The sequence below is a fragment of the Halomonas sp. YLB-10 genome (assembly GCF_003856855.1).
Taxonomy (GTDB): Bacteria; Pseudomonadota; Gammaproteobacteria; order Pseudomonadales; family Halomonadaceae; genus Halomonas; species Halomonas litopenaei.
On record NZ_RRCU01000001.1, the window covers coordinates 889,369 to 908,040 of the forward strand.

The following is an 18,672-nucleotide window of genomic DNA, read 5'->3' on the forward strand; positions in this document are numbered from 1 at the left end:
CGACAGCGCCATCGCGAGTATCAAGAGGCCAGGCATGAACCGAATCGAAGCCAGCTACCTGATCGAGACCCCCTTCGAGGTGGAGCAGGCCTGCCAGGTGATGGCAGGGGAGCAATCCTGCGGCACCTTCACCCGCCTGGCCGCGGAAACCGAGGACTTTCGAAAGCGTCATGCGGCCAGGGTCGAGTCCATCGAATTGCTCGACAGCGTCGACGCGCCCTCACTGCCCATGCCGACCCGGCCCCAGCCGCCCGGCACCCGCTACCAGCGTGCCCGGGTGCGTTTGTCCTGGCCCCTTGAGAACCTCGGTCCGTCGTTGACCACTCTGATGGCCACCCTCGCCGGCAATCTGTATGAACTCAAGGAATTCTCCGGGCTCAGGCTGCTCGACGTCAGCCTGCCCCACGCCTTTGCCGAGGCCTGCCCCGGGCCCCAGTTCGGCATCGACGGCACCCGCCGCCTCAGCGGCGTCGACCAGGGTCCCCTGATCGGCACCATCATCAAGCCCAGCGTCGGGCTCTCACCCGATGCCACCGCCGAGGTGGTGAAGGAACTGCTGGATGGCGGCATCGACTTCATCAAGGACGATGAACTCCAGGCCAACGGCCCGCACTGCCCGTTCACCGAGCGGGTCGACGCGATCATGCCGCTGGTGCTTGAACATGAGCAGCGCACCGGACGCAAGGTCATGGTGGCCTTCAACATCACCGGCGAGATCGACGAGATGCGCCGGCACCACGACCACGTGCTGGCCGCCGGCGGTAGCTGTGTGATGGTCGCCCTGAACGCGGTGGGTCTGGCCGGCGTCAGTCATCTGCGGCGCCACTGTGAGCTGCCCATCCACGGCCACCGCGCCGGCTGGGGCATGTTCAGCCGGGAGCCGCTGCTGGGCATGGACTTCGCCGCCTGGCAGACCTTCTGGCGCCTGGCCGGCGTCGATCACCTTCACGTCAACGGTCTGGCCAACAAGTTTTCGGAATCCGACGACAGCGTCGCCGCCAGCGCCCGGGCCTGCCTGACGCCGCTGTTCGAACCGCCGGGACCGGCCCACACCGTGATGCCGGTATTCTCGTCCAACCAGACCGCCTGCCAGGCAATCGACACCTGTCGCGCCATGGGGGGCGGCAGCGACATGATCGTCACCGCAGGCGGCGGCATCATGGCCCACCCTGGAGGTATCGCCGCCGGCGTCAGAAGCCTGCGCCAGGCCTACGACGCCGCTGCACGCGGCATCTCGCTGTCCGACCACGCCCGTGACCATGGCGAATTGGCCCAGGCTCTGGAGACCTTCTGCCCATGAACGACCTGCTGCTGAGCTACTACGGCGACGACCTGACCGGCTCCACCGACGCGCTCGAGGCCCTGGCCTGCCAGGGCGTCCCCAGTGTGCTGTTCACCGCTCGCCCCAGCGCCGAGCAGCGCGCCCGCTTCGACCACTGTCGTGCCCTGGGTCTGGCCGGCACCAGCCGCAGCGAGTCCAATGACTGGATGCGCCGCGAGCTCAAGCGTTCCTTCCAGTGGCTGGCCGAACAGGGCGCAGCGCTGACCCACTACAAGACCTGCTCGACCTTCGACAGCAGCCCCGAGGTCGGCAGCATCGGTTGTGCCATGGAGGTGGCTCGCGGCGTCTTCGGCGAGACACCGATCCCACTGGTGGTGGGGGTGCCGCAGATGCGCCGCTACACCGTCTTCGGCGAGCTCTACGCCGCCTATCAGGATCAGATCTACCGCATCGATCGACACCCGGTGATGTCGCGCCACCCGGTCACCCCCATGCACGAGGCGGACCTGCGCCGCCACCTGGCCGCCCAGACCACCCTGCCGGTGGGCCTGATCGATGTGCCCAGCCTGGCCCTGCCGGATATCGACGAACGCGTGGATCACGCCCTCGCCGAGCATCCGGCGGTGCTGTTCGACGTGCTCGAACCCGCCCATCAACAGGCGGTGGGTCATCAACTCTGGCGCACTCGCCCGCAGCAACAAGGCGGCACGGGCGGCTTCGTGGTCGGCTCGTCCGGCGTCGAGTACGCCCTGCTCGCCGAATGGCAACGCCTGGGGCTGGTGGAAGGTGGCGAGGAATTCACTCCGCCCCGTTCGGTCGAGCGCATCGCGGTGGTCTCCGGCAGCGTCTCCAGTACCACCGCACGCCAGATTCACTGGGCGGTCGAACACGCCGGTTTTCAGCGCATCGAGCTCGACGCTCGCAGCCTGGCCATCCCCGCCCATCGCAACGAGGCCATGGCTATCGCCATCCTCAAGGCGCTGGATGCCCTGAGCAGTGGCCGCAGCGTCATCCTGCACACCGCCATGGGACCCGACAGCCACGACGACAGCCTGGCCACCGAATCCAGCCGCCACAGTCTGGGCAAGGCCCTCGGCGAGATGCTCAAGGCGCTGGTGGACGATCAGGGGCTGACCCGGGTGTGTGTCGCCGGCGGCGACACCTCGAGCCATGCCATCGCCGCCCTGAACATCCATGCCCTGACGGTCAAGATGCCGCTGCCGGACACCCCGGGTTCGCCGCTGTGCCAGGCCCACAGCGACGACCCGCGCTACCAGGATCTGGAGATCGCCTTCAAGGGCGGTCAGATCGGTGGCGACGACTACTTCGAGCGGCTAAGGCGAGGACGAGCCCTGGCCGACCACGAGCACTGATCCGGCCGTGCCACCGGGCACGGCCACACCCAAGCGTCATCCCGCAAAGAGGAAACAACAATGACGACGACTGTACGCCACGCAACACGCCGCCCCGCCTTTCACCTCAAGCCCTGCCTGCTGGCCGTGGCACTGGCCGGGTTTGCCCTGCCAGCGGCTGCCGCCCAGACCATCACCGTCGGCCACACCACCTCGGACAGCTCTCACTACTCCGAGGGTATCGATGCCTTCAAGGCGACCCTGGAGGAGCTGTCCGACGGCGAATTCACGGTCAACGAGCAGCCCTCCGGTGCGCTGGGCGGCGAGCGCGCCATGATCGAAGGCCTGCAGATCGGCACCATCGACGCCGTTGTCACCTCAACCGGGCCGCTGGGCAACTTCGTCCCTGAGACCTACGTGCTCGACCTGCCATTTCTGTTCAAGGACTACGACCACGCCCGCTGCGTGCTGGATGGCGAGGTCGGCCAGGACCTGCTCGACAAGATCGGCGAGCACGATCTGGTGGGTCTTGCCTGGACCGAGAACGGCTTCCGCCACATGACCAACAGCCAGCGTGACATCGAGACCCCCGAAGACGCCCAGGGTCTCAAGATCCGCACCATGGAAAACGAGATGCACATGGCGGCGTTCAACGAAATGGGCGTGCATCCGACACCGATGGCCTTCCCGGAGCTGTTTACCGCGCTGCAGCAGGGCACCGTGGACGGCCAGGAAAACCCCATCTCGGTGATCCTCACCGGCAATCTGTGGGAGGTCCAGGATCGCCTGTCGCTGACCGGCCACGTCTATTCTCCGGCCATCATGCTGGCCTCGCCGATCCTCTGGGACGGCCTGTCCGATGAGCAGAAGGGCTGGTTCATGGAGGCCGCCCAGGCCGGCGCCGAGGCCACCCGAGCGATGGTGTCGAGACTCGAGACCGAAGGCGTCGAGGAACTCAAGGCCAAGGGCATGACCGTGGTCGATGACATCGACAAGTCCCAGTTCCAGGCCGCCGTCGAGCCCTCCTACTCGGTCTACACCGACGAGTACGGCTCGGAGATGCTCGATCGCATTCGCTCCAGCGACTGCGGCAGCTGATCGTCCACTGATCCTCGACTGACCTTCCCGCCCGAGCGCTCGCTGCCTGCCGTTGGCGAGCGCTTGGGCGGTCAAGCCTGACCCGTCCTCGGGCCTTACCCGCGATGAGGAAAGCCCCATGCTGGATCTGTTCTTCCGTCTCGAGCGGGCCATCTCCCAGGTCGCCCTCTACGCAGCGGTGCTGATGTTGATCGCCTCGGTAAGCCTTGGCTTCTACCAGGTGCTGACCCGGTTCGTGTTCGACGCCCCCTCCACCTGGTCGGAGGTGATGGCCCGCTCCACCATGATCTGGTGCGTCTTTCTGGGCGCCGCAGCGACCTTTCGCGGCGGCTACATGATGGCCGTCGAAGTGATCTACAAGCTGGTGCCGACCTCCGCCCTCAAGGCGCTGGAGATACTGATCGCCACCTGCTGCATGATCGTTCTGGCGATCCTGGTGATCTACGGCTATCAGATGACGCTGCGCGTGCAGAACCAGATGCTCTCCGGCGTCGGCATCTCGATCGCCTGGATCTACGCCGCCATTCCGATCGGCGCCGCCTTTTCGCTGCTGTCGGTGATCACTCGACTGATCGCCCAGCTGACCGGACGCGAGACCATCGGCGTGGTCGATGCCGAGGCCCCCGCACACGTGCCTGAACCCGAATCCAGACCTGGTCCTGACACAGGCACCTCGTCCGGTACCGAAGGGAGGAAGCAGCCATGAACGCCGCTATCGGACTATCGCTGATCATCCTGTTCGCCCTGGGCGTGCCGATCGCCGTGTCGATCCTGCTGGCGTCGGTGATCGGTATCGAGTTCTTCACCCGTTTTCCGCTGCTGATGGTGCCCCAGCAGATGTTCGTCGGCATCGACAACTTCCCGCTGATGGCGATCCCCTTCTTTATCCTGGCCGGCAACCTGATGGCCGCCGGCGGCATCTCCCAGCGCCTGGTGGACCTGGCCAAGTCCATCGTCGGCGGGCTCCAGGGCGGGCTCGCCATGACCTGCGTGCTGACCTGCATGATGTTCGCCGCGGTTTCCGGCTCGAGCGTGGCCACCACCTTCGCCATCGGCTCCATCCTGATTCCGGCGATGGTGGCCCACGACTACCCGCGTCCCCTGGCGGCCTCGATCCAGGCCTCCTCGGCGGAGCTCGGCGTACTGATCCCGCCCTCCATCCCCTTGATCCTCTACGGCGTCAGCACCGACACCTCGATCGGGCGCCTGTTCATTGCCGGTATCGGTCCGGGGTTGTTGATCGGCTCGGCGCTGCTGCTGTTTCTGTACATCTTCTGCAAGCTGCGCGGCTACGGCCTGCGCGACCGCGAGGATCGCGCCGCCTTCACCACCTCAATGCGTCGTGCCTGGGCCGCTCTGCTGATGCCGGTGGTGGTGATCGGCGGCATCTATGGCGGGGTCTTCACCCCCACCGAGGCCTCGGCGGTGGCGGTGTTCTACGCCCTGATCGTCGGCGGCCTGGTCTACCGCGAGCTGCCGCTGTCGGAGCTGGTACCGATCCTGCGCCAGAGCGTGATTTCCACCGCCACGGTGATGCTGATCATCTCGGCGGCGGCGCTGTTCAGCTTCCTGATCAGCCGCTCGGGGCTGCCCGGCGAGGTTGCCGCCTGGGTCACCCAGGTGTTCGAGAGCCCGGTCAGCTTCCTGCTGGCGGTGAACGTGATGCTGCTGGTGATCGGCATGTTCGTCGAGACCTCGGCGGCGATCCTGGTGCTGGCCCCGATCTTCACCCCCATCGCCGTGCAGTACGGCATCGACCCGGTGCACTTCGGCCTGATCGTGGTGGTCAACCTGGCGCTCGGCATGTTCACCCCTCCGCTAGGGGTCAATCTGTTCGCCGCCTGCGCGGTGGCCAAGCTGTCCATCGACGAGCTGATCCCCTGGCTTGCGCGCTTCGTGCTGGTGGTGCTGGTCTGCCTGATGGCCATCACCTACATGCCCTGGATCTCGCTGGGCCTGGTCGATCTTTTGTACTGATACCGATCACTGCCCCGGCCGCGCCGGGGCCCATCCTATCTTCCGCCCCTTCTCAGGAGTCGACAGAATGCACGCCCTCCCCCTCACTCCACCCACCGGCGCCCTGATCGGCGGTCACTGGGTCGATACCGCCGACACCCTCGAGGTGCTGCGACCGGCCAGTGGCGAGGTCATCGCCCGTATCGCCGCGTCCAGCGCAGCCGACGTCGATGCTGCGGTGGCCTCCGCCCGGGCAGCCTTCACAGGCGAGCTTGGCCAGTGGTCGACGTTCTCGGCGCGGGCGCGCAGTGAATTGCTGTACGCCTTCAGCCAGGCCATCGACGCCGACAGGGACACCCTGGCCGCCCTCGAGTGTGCCGACACCGGCAAGCCGATCAGCCAGGCCCGGGGCGATATCGCCGCCTGCGCGCGCTACTTCCGTTTCTACGCCGGCGCCGCTGACAAGCTCCACGGCGAGACCATCCCCTTCGATTCCGACTATGCGGTGATGACGCTGCGTGAACCCTGGGGCGTGTGCGCCCAGATCATCCCCTGGAACTACCCGGCCCAGATCTTCGGACGCTGCGTGGCGGCGGCGCTGGCCGCCGGCAACACCTGCGTGCTCAAGCCCGCCGAGGACGCCTGTCTGAGCGTGCTGCGCCTGGCCCAGCTGGCCGTCGACTGCGGCCTACCGAAAGGCGCGCTCAACCTGGTGCCTGGCCTCGGCCGTGAAGCCGGCGCCGCCCTGGCCGCCCACCCCGGCATCGACCATCTGTCGTTCACCGGCTCGCCGGAGACCGGCACCCTGGTGACTCAGGCGGCGGCGGTGCACCACGTGCCGGTGACCATGGAACTCGGCGGCAAGTCGCCCCAGCTGATGTTCGCCGACGCCGACCGTGAACGCGCCCTGGACGCCGTGGTACGCGGGATCATCCAGAACGCCGGCCAGACCTGTTCCGCCGGCAGCCGTCTGTTGGTGGAGCAGAGCATCCACGATGAGGTGGTGGCGGCACTGAGCGAGCGTTTCGCGCGGTTGACCTGTGACGTCGGCGAGAACGACCCGGACTGCGGACCGCTGATCAATGAACGCCAGCGCGACAAGGTGATGACGCTGATCCAGGCGGCACAGGATGACGGTATCCACATCGCCGCCCGTGGACGCCTGGCCGACGACGCCCCCCGGGACGGCCACTTCGTGGTCCCCCACCTGTTGACCCAGGTGCCGCAAGGCCACGGCGTCAGCCGCGAGGAGCTGTTCGGGCCGGTACTGGTGGTCCAGGCCTTCGCCGACGAGGCCGAGGCCGCACGCCTGGCCAACGCCACCGACTTCGGCCTGTGTGCGGGCATCTGGACCGCCGACGGCGGCCGCCAACTGCGTCTGGCCAAGGCGATCCGTTCGGGCCAGGTGTTCGTCAACAACTACGGCGCCGCCGGTGGTATCGAGCTCCCATTCGGCGGCGTCGGCCGCTCCGGCCACGGCCGCGAAAAGGGCTTTGAAGGGCTCAGGAGCTATACCCGCATCAAGACCATTGCGATTCATCACGGCTAGACGTCGCTGGAAACGTCTGGGCCTGGCACGAAAGGTGCCGGCCCTCCTCTAGGCCGTCACCCAGGACTATCAAGCACCAACCACCATCATCACCACTACCACCACCACAAGGAAAGGGACATGACCACCTCGCTTCACGTCGGCCTGATCGGCGTCGGCCTGATGGGCCACGGGATCGCCACCAGCCTGCTGCGCGCGGACCATCGCCTGAGCTTTCTCGATCACCCCGGCAATCAGCCCAGCGACGACCTGATCGACAAAGGGGCAAGCGCTCTGACCAGCGCCCGCGAGGTCGCCGAGACCGCCGATCTGGTGATCCTGTGCGTCACCGGCACTCCCCAGGTGGAAAGCGTGCTGTTCGACGAAGGCGGCGTGCTGGAGGGGCTCAAGCCAGGCCAGATCGTGGTTGACTGCTCCACCGCCATCCCCAGCTCCACCCAGGCCATCGACGCCAGGGTGCGCGAGGCCGGTGGCCGTTTCGTCGACGCCGCCATGACCCGCACCCCGAAGGAGGCCGCCGAGGGCCGCCTCAACCTGATCGTCGGTGCCGATCAGGCGCTGTTTGACGAGCTCAAGCCGCTGTTTGGCGCCTTCGCCGAGCACATCACCCACGGCGGCCCGGTGGGCGCCGGCCACACCCTGAAGCTATTGCACAATTTCGTCTCGCTGGGCTTCACCGCCGTACTGGCCGAGGCCAGCGCCGCCTCTCGACGCGCCGGCATCGACGACGCCGTGCTGCTCGAGGTGCTGGGCAACGGTGGCGGCGGCGGCGTGGTGCTCGAACGCCTGCGTCCCTTCCTGACCGACGCCGACCCTGCAGGCTTCCGCTTCAGCCTGTCCAACTCGCTCAAGGACGTGGGCTACTATCAAAGCATGTCCGAGGACCTCGGCGCCTCGCGCCAGCTCAGTCAAGCGATCACCCGGCTCTACCAGGACATCGTCGATGCCGGCCACGGTGAAAGACTGGTCCCGGAATTGGTCAGTCTGCTCGGCGAATCACAGTCAAAGCAGCCATGATGCTTGCGTCACACGTCATTTGACGGCGGCCACTCGCAAGCTGCCTGAGCGGATCAAGCGACGCCAGCAAGGGTGGCCATTGAAGATGCACAGCAGCGATGAACGGTGGCGGTACGCGGCGATGACGAACGGGGCCGATCAACGGTAGCGAAACACTGAACCTTGCGGAGACCAGCATGAAGATCCAGCGTATCGAAACCCTGCGTCCTGCGGCTCGTCCGTCGCTGATCTGGGTGCGCGTCCACACCGAGGACGGCCTGGTGGGCCTGGGCGAGAGCTGGTTCGGCACCGACGCCATCGACGCCGATGTTCATGGCCGCCTCGCTCCCCTGCTGCTGGGCGAGGATGCCTCCCGCATCGAGGCGCTGCACCGCAAGATGCAACCCTACGTGGGCTTTGGCGGCACCAGTGCCGAGACCCGCGCGCTGTCCTCCATCGACGTGGCCCTGTGGGACCTGGCTGGTCAGCGTGCCGGCCTGCCTCTGCATGACCTGCTCGGTGGCGCCACCCGAGCGCGGGTGCCGCTCTACAACACCTGCGCCGGCCCCGACTATGTGTCCAAGTCCGCCGAGGTACGCCCGGACAACTTCGGCATCAAGAGTGGCTCGGGGGATGACGGGGCGTCTCCCCGCTACGAGGACCTGGACGCCTTTCTCGAGCGTCCGGCAGAGCTCGCCGCAGAGCTCCTCGAGATGGGCATATCCGCCATGAAGATCTGGCCCTTCGACTTCGCCGAAGGCGCCCACCACGGCATGTCCATCTCGCCCGCCGATCTCAATCGTGCGCTGTGGCCGTTCGAGGAGATCCGTCGTGTCCACGGCGATCGCATGCGCCTGAAGGCGGAACTGCACGGGCTCTGGAGTCTGCCGGCGGCGCGCACCATCTGCCAGGCGCTGGCGCCCATCGATCCGGACTGGATCGAGGACCCACTGTGGATGGATCGCTTCGACCAGCTCGGCGAGCTGGCCGACACCTGCGTCCCCCTGGCCGGCGGCGAGACCCTCGGCGGCCTGGGGCAGATTCGCGACCTGCTGCATCGCGGACGTATCCACACCCCGATCATCGATGTGACCTGGGGCGGCGGCGTCAGCTTCGCCCGCAAGGCCGCCGCCCTGGCCGAAGCCGAGGGCCGCCCGATCGCCTTCCATGACTGCTCCGGCCCGGTGACGCTGGCGGTCTCCACCCACCTGGCCATGGCGCTTGCCAACGTCGCCGAGCAGGAATTCACCCGGGCCTTCTACTACGGCTGGTACGCCGACTGCGTCGAGGGCCTGCCGCCGATCGAGGACGGCATGATCCGCGTCAGTGGCGAGCCCGGGCTGGGCATTCGCCTGAATCCCGAAATGCTCAAGGGCGACGCACTCCATCGACGTCTCAGCGAGAGCTAGATTCACTGACGCCCTGAACTCCATGTCGAGAAGCAGCCCTCACCACGAGAGGCGCCAGACGCCCCCGGCGCCTTTGCGGTAACCGCCATCCACGCATTTCGCCCGTTCCCGCATTCAACGTTGCCCACTAGTCGACTGGTCTATAGTATCGCGACATCGCTTATTAAGAGGCAGATGGTGTGCCAGTTACGGCATCCCGACCGTCCTCGCGTCCCCTGTTGCCTCAAGAACGGGTAAAAGGGACGCAGACAAGAAAAATCAGAAGCACCAACGGACCCTGAAGCTACGCAATGAAACCAGCGAGGAACCAGCCCCCATGACCAGCTTCACCCTGAACGGCGAAGCGGTGAGCGTCGAGGTGGATCCCCAGACCCCACTGCTGTGGGTACTGCGCGATACCCTGGGCCTGACCGGCACCAAGTTCGGCTGCGGCATCGCCCAGTGCGGCGCCTGCACCATCCACTTCAACGGCTCCGCCACGCGTAGCTGCGTGCTGCCGCTGGCCGCCGCCGAAGGTGCCGAGATCACCACCATCGAAGGCCTCGACGCCGACGGCAACCACCCGCTGCAACAGGCCTGGCGAGAAGAGCAGGTGCCCCAGTGCGGTTACTGCCAATCCGGCCAGATCATGCAGGCGGCCGATCTGCTCAAGCGCAAGCCTTCCCCCAGCGATGACGAGATCACCCAGGGCATGAGCGGCAACCTGTGCCGCTGCATGGCCTACGTGCGCATCCATCGCGCGGTGAAACGCGCCTCCTCGCTTCAGCAGGGCGGCGTCGAGACCTTCGACCCCGCCTCCTCTACTGCTGCCCGCAGCGAAACCCGTACCAGCGCCGAGGAGCCCCGCCATGAGCCGGTTTGATGACACCCTGGCGGCCCATCGGGGCGCTTCCGCAGTCCGCAGCGATACGTCCCCAGCCGATCGCCAAGCTGGCCCCGGTCTTAGCCGCCGCGGCTTTCTGATCGGCACCCTGGGCGCCAGCGCAGTGCTCGCCTTTGGCCTGCCCGGCATGGCCTTCGGCGCCGCCGACGCGGCCAGCGAGGCCCTGGCCAAGGGTCGCTTCGAGCCGACCCTGTGGTACGCCATCGACGCCCAGGGTCACGTCACCCTGCACTGCACAAAGGCCGAGATGGGCCAGCACGTGGGCACCAGCCTGGCCCGCCTGGTGGCCGAGGAGCTTGAGGTCGACCCGGCGACGATCGCCATCGAATACGTCGACAGCGACCCCAAGTGGGGTTACATGATCACCGGGGGCAGCTGGTCGGTGAACCACAGCTTCCTGCCGCTGTCCCGTGCCGGCGCCGCCGGACGCCAGGCGCTGATCGAAGCAGGTGCGCGCCTGCTCGAGGTCGACGCCGCCGACTGCCAGGCCCGTGACGGTCAGGTCATCAGCGGCGACAAGCGCATCGGCTACGGCGAGATCGTTGCCAGCGGCACCCTGTCGCGCAGCTACAGCGCCGAAGAGCTTGAAGCCATCGAGCTCAAGCCGGCCTCCGAGCGCCGCGTGCTGGGCACCTCCGGCCGGGCCCAGGACATCCCCGCCAAGACCACCGGTGAGGCCGTCTTCGGCATCGACGCCAAGGTCGAAGGGATGCTCTATGCCCGCCCGGTGCTGCCGCCTACCCGTTTCGGCTCCCGCGCCACCTCCATCGATGACAGCGCGGCCCAGTCCATCGCCGGCTATCGCCAGACCATCCGTCTGGAAGACCCCTCGGGCCTGTGCCAGGGCTGGCTGGCGGTGATCGCCGACAACTTTTCCGCCGCCATGCGTGCCACCGATGCGCTGAAGATTGAATGGGAAAACGGCTCCGGCATCTCGATCACCGAGGCCGACATTCTCGATGAAGGCCGCCGTCTGACCCAGTCACCGAGCCGTGACAACAGCGCCCTGTTCGTCGATATCGGCGAGGTGACGTCCACCCTCGAGCAGGCCGCGTCCGCCGAGGACGTGTCGCTGATCGATGCCACCTACACCACGTCCAGCGTGCTGCACTTCCAGCTCGAGCCGGTCAACGCCACCGTGGTCGAGCGCGACGGCCACTGGCACGTCCACTGCGGCAACCAGCAGCAGTCCGTGGCGGTGCCCCTGGTGGCCAAGGCGCTGGAAGTCGACGAGAGCCAGGTGACCTTCCATCAGTACTATCTGGGCGGCGGCTTCGGACGCCGTCTCTATGGCGACTATGCTGTGCCTGCTGCGCTGGCCGCCAAGGCCGTGGGCGCCCCGGTCAAGATGGTCTTTACCCGCCCCGATGACAGTCGCATGGATTGCGTGCGCTCACCCTCGGTGCAGCGGCTGCGCTCGGCCCTGGCAGCCGACGGCGCTATCCAGGCCAGCGAACACGCCGCCGCCGCCGGCTGGCCCACCGCCGATATCGCACCCGGCTTTCTCGGCGAATTCGTCGAGGGTGGCGGCAAGATCGATTCCTTCGCCATCAGTGGTGCCGACCACTGGTACGCACTGGGCGCCCAGCGGGTGTGGGCCCAGCAGAACCACAAGGCCCACGAGGCCTTCGTTCCCGGCTATCTGCGTGCGGTGGGGCCAGGCTGGACCACCTGGGCGGTGGAGAGCCATATCGACGAACTGGCACTGGCCGCCGACCAGGACCCTGCCGAGTTCCGCCGGAACCTGCTCAAGGCCGAAGGACGCAACGCCGGCGAGGCGCCCAACAGCGTCGGCGGCGCCGAGCGCCTCAAGACAGTGCTCGAACGCACCCTCGACAAGGCCGGCTGGAACGAGCGAGACGCCCTGCCCGAGGACACCGGTCTCGGTGTGGCGCTGAGCTTCGGCCAGGAACGCCATATGCCGACCTGGGTGGCCTGTGTCGCCCGCGTCAAGGTGGATCGTGCCAGCGGCGAGGTGACGGTCGAGAAGCTGACCTCGGTGGTGGATGCCGGCACCCTGGCCCATCCCGACGGTGCCATGGCCCAGTTGGAGGGCTCGCTGCTATGGGGCCTGTCGATGGCCCTGCACGAAGGCACCGAGTACGCCGAAGGCCAGCCTGCGGACCTCAACCTGAACAGCTATACGCCGCTGCGCATGCATCAGGTGCCGGAGCTGGACCTTGAATTCGTCGACAACGACCACACCCCGGTCGGCTTAGGCGAACCTGGCACCTGCGTTGTAGCGCCGGCCATCGCCAACGCCATCGCTCACGCCACCGGCGTGCGCCTGCGCGACCTGCCGATGCGGCCGGAGGCGCTCAAGGCCGCACTGGGGGCCTGACCCGCCACCCGAGCGCCACGCTGATCGCGTGGCGCTCGTCACACACAGGACACGCTGACCATGCAACATCTGGATCTTAGGGTGGTGCGACGTGCCCTCGCCTGGCTGCGCGACGGGCGCACCCTGTGGCTGGCCACGGTGCTGTCCACCTATGGCTCCTCGCCACGCGAACCCGGCGCCTGGCTGGCTGCCACCCGTGACGGCGATCACGTTGGCTCGCTGTCCGGCGGCTGCGTCGAGGAGGACTTTCTTGAGCGCCTTGGGCAGGGTGATTTCGATACGCCGGTCAGGCGGGTGCGCTACGGCGCCGGCGACGACGTCGACTACCCGGCGCCCAGCCTTCCCTGCGGCGGCGTGCTCGACGTCCTGGTCGAACGCTTCGCCCCCGACCAGGCGGCACTGGCGCACTTCTCCGCCCTGGAGGCGGCGCTGGAAGGACGCAAGCCGCTGATTCGCCGCGTCGATCTGGACAGCGGCGCGCGTTCACTCGTTCAAGACGATGGCCTGGGTGATCGCGTCGTTCTGGTCGATGGGAATGGTGAGGCCAGTGCGCAACTGCGCGTCGGCCCAGCCGCCCGACTGCTGCTTGCCGGGGTCTCGCCGGTGGCCGTCGCCTGCGCCCAGTTCGCCGTGGGGCTCGGCTTCGAGGTGATCGTCTGCGACCCTCGGGAAGGCATGCTGGAGTCCTTTATCGATGAACTCGGGGGCGCCTCCGGCAACATCGAGAAGGTGGCGACCCTACCGTCCCGCTTTATCGCCGAAGGCGGCTGCCATGCTGCCACGGCGGTGGTGGCACTGACCCACGACCCGCGCATCGATGATCTGGCGATGATCGAGGCGGTACGCTCCGAGGCGTTCTATATCGGAGTGATGGGATCGCTGCAGACGTCCCGGGCACGGGCAGAGCGGCTATCCCGCAGCGGTGGTCTGAGCGATGACGAGATCGCGCGTATCCATATGCCGATCGGCTTGAACCTGGGCAGCAAGACCCCGGCGGAGATCGCCCTGGCGGTGATGGCCGATATCGTTCGGGTACGCCGGGGCAAGGACCGCCATGCGCTCTAGCGGCCAGTCGGGCACTCCCGCTTCAACCCCCTCTTGTGAGGAAAGCCGCCATCCGTCCCACGTCACCCCACTGATTTGTGTAGTAGCGGCGGCGGGTCGTTCACGGCGCTTCGGCGCCGCGGACAAGCGCCATGCACGCCTCAAGGATGGTCGTCGGCTGCTGGCGGCAAGCCTTGCGGCGGCGGCCGAGCTGACCCCTCGGCGGCTGGTGGTGCTGGGGCCGGGCGAGAGCCTCGCCGACTGGGACCTTGCACCGTCTGCCAACCTCGAGCTGCTGTCGCTTGAACGTCCCAGCGACGCCCTCGGCGACAGCCTGTCGGCGGCCTTTCGCTGGCTGCTTCAGCAACGCCAGCAGCAACGTACTGAGCTCACCGCAGCGGCGGTATGGCTCGGCGACATGGCCTGGATCTCGGCACCGACTTGCCGCCGGCTTGCCGCCAGCGCCAGGGCCGACCGACTGGTCAGGCCGCGCTTTCACGGCCAACCCGGCCACCCGGTGATCGTTGGCTGCGACTTCTGGTCCGAGATGACGCAGCTTCACGCCCAGGACGGCGCCCGAGCGTTACTGCACCGCCACCGCCAGGCACTGCTCGAGATCGACGTCGATGATCCCGGCGTGGTGCGCGACCTGGATACCCCCGAAGATCCACGCTAAGCACCCTCGCTAAGGGCTCTCGCCAAGAACTCTCGCCAAGCCCCCGCGCTAGGCACCCGCGCCAGACCCTGGGCAACCGCCTTCAGCCCCGATTCCCCACCGCTAGCCCGTCGCCTGATCCTCGACAAAGGCCTCGACGATGGCATCGAAGTCGCTGTCACCGACAAAGCCAAGGGCCTCGGCCTTGTCGGTACGAAAGCGCCCAGGCCAGCTCTCGACGATGGCGCGGATACGCTCATCCGGCTCGAAACTCACCAGCTCCCGCGCTGGAGCGCCACCCTGACGCTCCAGCGCGTCGAGCATGGCCGCCACGCTTACGCTGATACCCGGCAGCATGAAGGCGCGGAAGTCACCCAGGGCATCGGCGGCGACTTCGGCGCCGTGGACCAGCGCCTGAACCACCTTGCCAGGCGACATCACGAACAATTCGAGCTCGGTGGGCACCGGGCACACCGCGGCCTCGCCGTTCAAGGGCTCGCGCAGGATACTGGAGGCAAAACTCGAGGCCGCAGCGTTGGGCCGGCCTGGACGAATGACGATGGTCGGCAGGCGCAGCACCAGACCGTCGACCAGGCCGCGCCGGCTGTAGTCGTTGATCAGCAACTCGCACATGGCCTTCTGGCTGCCGTAGGAGCTCTGGGGCCGCAGCGCGGTCATGTCGTCGAGCACCTCAGGCAGCTCGCCGCCGTACACCGCCACCGAGCTGGCCATGATCACCCGGGTCGCGGCCAGGCCACGCTGGCGACAGCCGTCGAGCAGCGCCCGGGTGGCGTCGAAGTTGACCGCTAGCCCAAGCTCCAGATCGGCCTCGGCGGCAGAACTGACCACCGCTGCCAGGTGGTAGATCACGTCCGGGGCGCCATCCAGCAGGGCGTCCCAGGCTCCCTCTTCGGTGAGGTCCCGAGCGGTGGACGTCACCGCCACCTGGCCCGCCTCCTGTGGGTGAGGCGGCGTGCTCTGGTCGACCAGGGTCAGGCGCGAAAGCGGCTGGCCGTTGACCTCGCCCTTGGCCAGCAGCGCCTGGACCAGGCGTTGGCCAAGGAAGCCGGCTGCACCGGTTATCAAGATATGCATGGAAGCTCTCCTCCGTTGGTGACGATGGCCCACGCCGGGCGCTGCCCCAGCGATACACCAGAGGCACCAGTCATCAAGACATGCATGGAAGCTCTCCTTAATTTTGTGACGACGGCCCGCTTTATCCAGTGACGAGTTAGCTGGCAACAACGCCATGGGCGCGCGCCCAGCCCAGGCCATCGACGGTGTCACCTGCGGGGCGGTATTCACAGCCGACCCAGCCGTCATAGCCAAGGGCGTCGAGACGCTCAAGCACCGAGCCAAAGTTCACCTCACCCTGGTCCGGTTCATGGCGCTCCGGGACCCCGGCGAGCTGCACGTGTCCGACCACATCGAACTGGCTTTCCAGGGTACGGATCAGGTCGCCCTGGACGATCTGGCAGTGGTACAGGTCGAACTGCAGCCTGAGGTGGGGCGAGCCGACGCGCTGGATCACCTCCCTGGCAAGCTCCTGGCGCTGCAACAGGAATCCCGGCATGTCGCGACCGTTGATCGGCTCGATCAACAGGGTGCGCCCGGCCCGGCCACAGGCCTCGGCGGCATGGGAAAGGTTGTCGACGTAGGTGGCCAGATGGGCCTCTCGGGTGGCCTCGCTGGCGCCTTGCGGCAGCAGCCCCGCCATGGCATGCAGGCGCGGACAGTCGAGCGCCGCGGCGTAGTCGAGCGCACGCTCGAGCCCCTCGCGGAACTCCCCCTCGCGCCCCGGCAGGCTGGCAAGGCCTCGCTCGCCAGCCTCCCAGTCGCCGGGGGGCAGGTTGAACAGCACCTGCGTCAGCCCATGTTGGTCGAGCCGCTCACGCAGTTCGTGCGCCTCGAAGTCGTAGGGGAAGAGGTACTCGACGCCGGCAAAGCCCGCCTTGGCGGCGGCGCCAAAGCGGTCGAGAAAGGCGTGCTCGGTGAACATCATGCTGAGGTTGGCGGCCAGGCGGGGCATCTCGCTCTCCTGATTGTCATTGTCGTGCGGGCCTCGCGTCGGGGGCCCAGTATCGGGGCCGTGTCGACACCCCCGACGCCAATAGCCCCGGGTCAGTCGCGGGGGAAGCGTGCTTCGAGTTCCTCTACCTGTTCTGGGGTCAACCCACGAGGATTCTGGCCGCGCAGCAGCAGGAACAGCTTGGCGGTCTCCTCGAGCTCTTCGGTGGCGTAGACCGCTGCCTCCAGCGACTTGCCCGCCACCACCGGGCCGTGGTTGGCCAGCAGCACCGCGCTGTGCTTGCCGGCGAGCCCACGTACCGCGTCGCCAAGGCTGGGGTCCCCCGGCACGTGATAGGGCACCAGCGGCAGGCGGCCGACGCGCATCACGTAGTAGGCGGTCAGCGGCGGAATGCAGTCGTGGTGGTCCACATCCGGCAGGCAGGATACCGCCACCGAGTGGGTCGAGTGCAGATGGACGATGGCCTCGGACTGGGGCCGCTCGGCGTACATCGCCATATGAAGGAAACTTTCCTTGGTCGGCTTGTCGCCATCGAGCCATTCCCCCGTCGCCGACAACGTCGAGATGCTGGCCGGATCGAGTCGTCCCAGGCAGGCGTTGGTCGGGGTCATCAACCAGCCGCCGTCGTCCAGACGCACACTGATATTACCGCTGGAGCCCATGGTCAGGCCGCGGTCGAACAATGACTTGCCGTAGGTCGCGATCTGCTCGCGCAGACGATTGACGTCACGTGCACTCATTGGCTCATCTCCTTGAGCACCTTAAAGCCGCGGCTGAAGATATCGACGCCGCCGAAGTTGCCGGACTTGAGCGCCAGCGACAGGGTCGACCCGCCGACGCGGGCCTGGGTCCAGGGCACCCCGGCATCGATCTGCCCGCCGATATGCAACTGGTCCAGCGACAGCGCCGAGACCACCGCACCGGAGGTCTCGCCGCCGGCCACCAGCAACCTGCCGACACCTTCGTCCACCAGGGTGGCGGCCAGGGTCGCCAGGGCCCGCTCGACCAGCTCGCCCGCCTTGGCCACACCCAGGCGCTGCTGGGCGGCCTTGACCCGCTCGGGTGCAGCCGAGGCGTAGACCAGCACCGGTTCATCCGGCGAGTCCCGATAGTGGCGACGCACGAAGTCCAGCGCTTCGGCGATGGGCGCGTCACCCTCGGCCAGCGCCAGCGGGTCCAGGGCGATCCCCGGATGGCGCTCGAGGAAGTGCTCGACCTGGGCCAGGGTCGCCCGCGAGCAGCTACCGGAAAGCACCAGGGCCTGCCCCTGGGCCGAGGCCAGCCGAGCCGCGTCGTCGACCGCCTCAAGCCAGCCCTTGCGCCGATACTCGGCGGGCAGCGCCTGGCCAAGGCCCGAGCCGCCGGTGACCAGGGGCAGCTCGACGCAGGCCGCAGCCAGCACCTCAAGGTCGGCGTCATCCAGGGTGTCACAGATGACGTGGCGGACCTTGTCACCTCCCAGGCGTTCGAGGTGGCTGGCACAGGCCTCGGCGCCCTGGCGGATCACCGAGTGGGACAGAAGCCCCACCGCATGCGACGTCTGCGCGCCCAGCACCCGCACCAGATCGGCGTCGGTCATCGGATTGAGCGGGTGATCCTGCATGCCGCTGTCGTTGAGCAGACGATCGCCGACGAACAGGTGACCCTGATAGACCGTGCGTCCGGTGGTCGGAAAGGCCGGCACCATCACCGTCTGATCGCCGCCCAGACGCTCGAGCAGGGCATCGGCCACCGGGCCGATATTGCCCTCGGCGGTGGAATCAAACGTCGAGCAGTACTTGAAGAAGACCTGCCGTGCGCCCTGTTCGGTCAGCCAGTCCAGCGCCGCCAGGCTGTCGGCCAGCGCCTCCTCCACCGGGCAGGTACGCGACTTGAGCGCGACGACCACGGCGTCGACACCTTCCGGAAGCGGCTTGCCGGTGGGCACACCGAGCATCTGCACGGTGCGCATGCCGGAGCGCACCAGATTGTTGGCCAGGTCGGTGGCGCCGGTGAAATCATCGGCGATGGCGCCGAGTACCAGAGTCATGGTCAGTCCTCGTCAAATACGGTGAATAAAGGGGAGGAACACGGCTGCG

The 18,672-nt window shown here is 67.3% G+C and carries 16 protein-coding genes; 12 read left to right on the top strand and 4 right to left on the bottom strand.

The window, feature by feature from the left end:
- Nucleotides 1-34: 34 nt before the first annotated feature.
- From EBB56_RS03700 to EBB56_RS03755, 12 genes are all read left to right on the top strand, one after another.
- Nucleotides 35-1,300, top strand: coding sequence for a ribulose-bisphosphate carboxylase large subunit family protein (locus EBB56_RS03700; protein ID WP_124802817.1), 1,266 nt, complete (start codon nt 35-37; stop codon nt 1,298-1,300).
- Nucleotides 1,297-2,655, top strand: a complete 1,359-nt coding sequence (locus EBB56_RS03705; protein WP_124802819.1) for a four-carbon acid sugar kinase family protein — start codon at nt 1,297-1,299, stop codon at nt 2,653-2,655. Before EBB56_RS03700 ends, EBB56_RS03705 begins: the two co-directional genes overlap by 4 nt.
- A 60-nt stretch (nt 2,656-2,715) precedes the next feature.
- Nucleotides 2,716-3,732: a TRAP transporter substrate-binding protein gene (locus EBB56_RS03710; protein ID WP_045991765.1), complete on the top strand. Its 1,017-nt coding sequence runs from the start codon at nt 2,716-2,718 to the stop codon at nt 3,730-3,732.
- A 118-nt stretch (nt 3,733-3,850) separates the two neighbouring features.
- Nucleotides 3,851-4,438, top strand: a complete 588-nt coding sequence (locus tag EBB56_RS03715; RefSeq protein WP_124802821.1) for a TRAP transporter small permease — start codon at nt 3,851-3,853, stop codon at nt 4,436-4,438.
- The gene (locus tag EBB56_RS03720; protein WP_124802823.1) at nt 4,435-5,709 is read left to right on the top strand and encodes a TRAP transporter large permease; all 1,275 of its coding nucleotides are present in this window, start codon (nt 4,435-4,437) and stop codon (nt 5,707-5,709) included. Before EBB56_RS03715 ends, EBB56_RS03720 begins: the two co-directional genes overlap by 4 nt.
- A gap of 67 nt (nt 5,710-5,776) precedes the next feature.
- Nucleotides 5,777-7,237: an aldehyde dehydrogenase family protein gene (locus EBB56_RS03725; protein WP_124802825.1), complete on the top strand. Its 1,461-nt coding sequence runs from the start codon at nt 5,777-5,779 to the stop codon at nt 7,235-7,237.
- Nucleotides 7,238-7,357: 120 nt separating this feature from the next.
- Nucleotides 7,358-8,254, top strand: coding sequence for an NAD(P)-dependent oxidoreductase (locus EBB56_RS03730; protein WP_045991769.1), 897 nt, complete (start codon nt 7,358-7,360; stop codon nt 8,252-8,254).
- A 176-nt stretch (nt 8,255-8,430) separates the two neighbouring features.
- A complete protein-coding gene (locus EBB56_RS03735; RefSeq protein ID WP_124802827.1) occupies nt 8,431-9,642 on the top strand; it encodes a mandelate racemase/muconate lactonizing enzyme family protein in 1,212 nt (403 codons plus the stop codon).
- 316 nt (nt 9,643-9,958) lie between these two features.
- A complete protein-coding gene (locus EBB56_RS03740) occupies nt 9,959-10,504 on the top strand; it encodes a (2Fe-2S)-binding protein (RefSeq protein WP_124802829.1) in 546 nt (181 codons plus the stop codon).
- Complete coding sequence (locus EBB56_RS03745; protein ID WP_124802831.1) at nt 10,491-12,866, top strand: molybdopterin cofactor-binding domain-containing protein; 2,376 nt, start codon at nt 10,491-10,493, stop codon at nt 12,864-12,866. The genes EBB56_RS03740 and EBB56_RS03745 overlap by 14 nt, the downstream gene beginning before the upstream one ends.
- A 60-nt stretch (nt 12,867-12,926) precedes the next feature.
- A complete protein-coding gene (locus EBB56_RS03750; protein ID WP_124802833.1) occupies nt 12,927-13,931 on the top strand; it encodes an XdhC family protein in 1,005 nt (334 codons plus the stop codon).
- Nucleotides 13,921-14,586 carry an NTP transferase domain-containing protein gene (locus EBB56_RS03755; protein WP_124802835.1) on the top strand — a complete coding sequence of 222 codons (666 nt, stop codon included), beginning with the start codon at nt 13,921-13,923 and terminating at the stop codon, nt 14,584-14,586. The genes EBB56_RS03750 and EBB56_RS03755 overlap by 11 nt, the downstream gene beginning before the upstream one ends.
- 102 nt (nt 14,587-14,688) lie before the next feature.
- On the opposite strand, the gene denD is transcribed toward EBB56_RS03755, so the two are convergent.
- From denD to otnK, 4 genes are all read right to left on the bottom strand, one after another.
- The gene (denD, locus tag EBB56_RS03760; RefSeq protein ID WP_124802837.1) at nt 14,689-15,660 is read right to left on the bottom strand and encodes a D-erythronate dehydrogenase; all 972 of its coding nucleotides are present in this window, start codon (nt 15,658-15,660) and stop codon (nt 14,689-14,691) included.
- Between the two features lie 136 nt (nt 15,661-15,796).
- Nucleotides 15,797-16,594: a 2-oxo-tetronate isomerase gene (gene otnI / locus EBB56_RS03765; RefSeq protein ID WP_124802839.1), complete on the bottom strand. Its 798-nt coding sequence runs from the start codon at nt 16,592-16,594 to the stop codon at nt 15,797-15,799.
- 92 nt (nt 16,595-16,686) lie between these two features.
- Nucleotides 16,687-17,334, bottom strand: coding sequence for a 3-oxo-tetronate 4-phosphate decarboxylase (otnC, locus tag EBB56_RS03770; protein WP_045990915.1), 648 nt, complete (start codon nt 17,332-17,334; stop codon nt 16,687-16,689).
- Nucleotides 17,331-18,623, bottom strand: coding sequence for a 3-oxo-tetronate kinase (gene otnK / locus EBB56_RS03775; protein WP_124802841.1), 1,293 nt, complete (start codon nt 18,621-18,623; stop codon nt 17,331-17,333). Before otnK ends, otnC begins: the two co-directional genes overlap by 4 nt.
- Between the last annotated feature and the right edge of the window lie 49 nt (nt 18,624-18,672).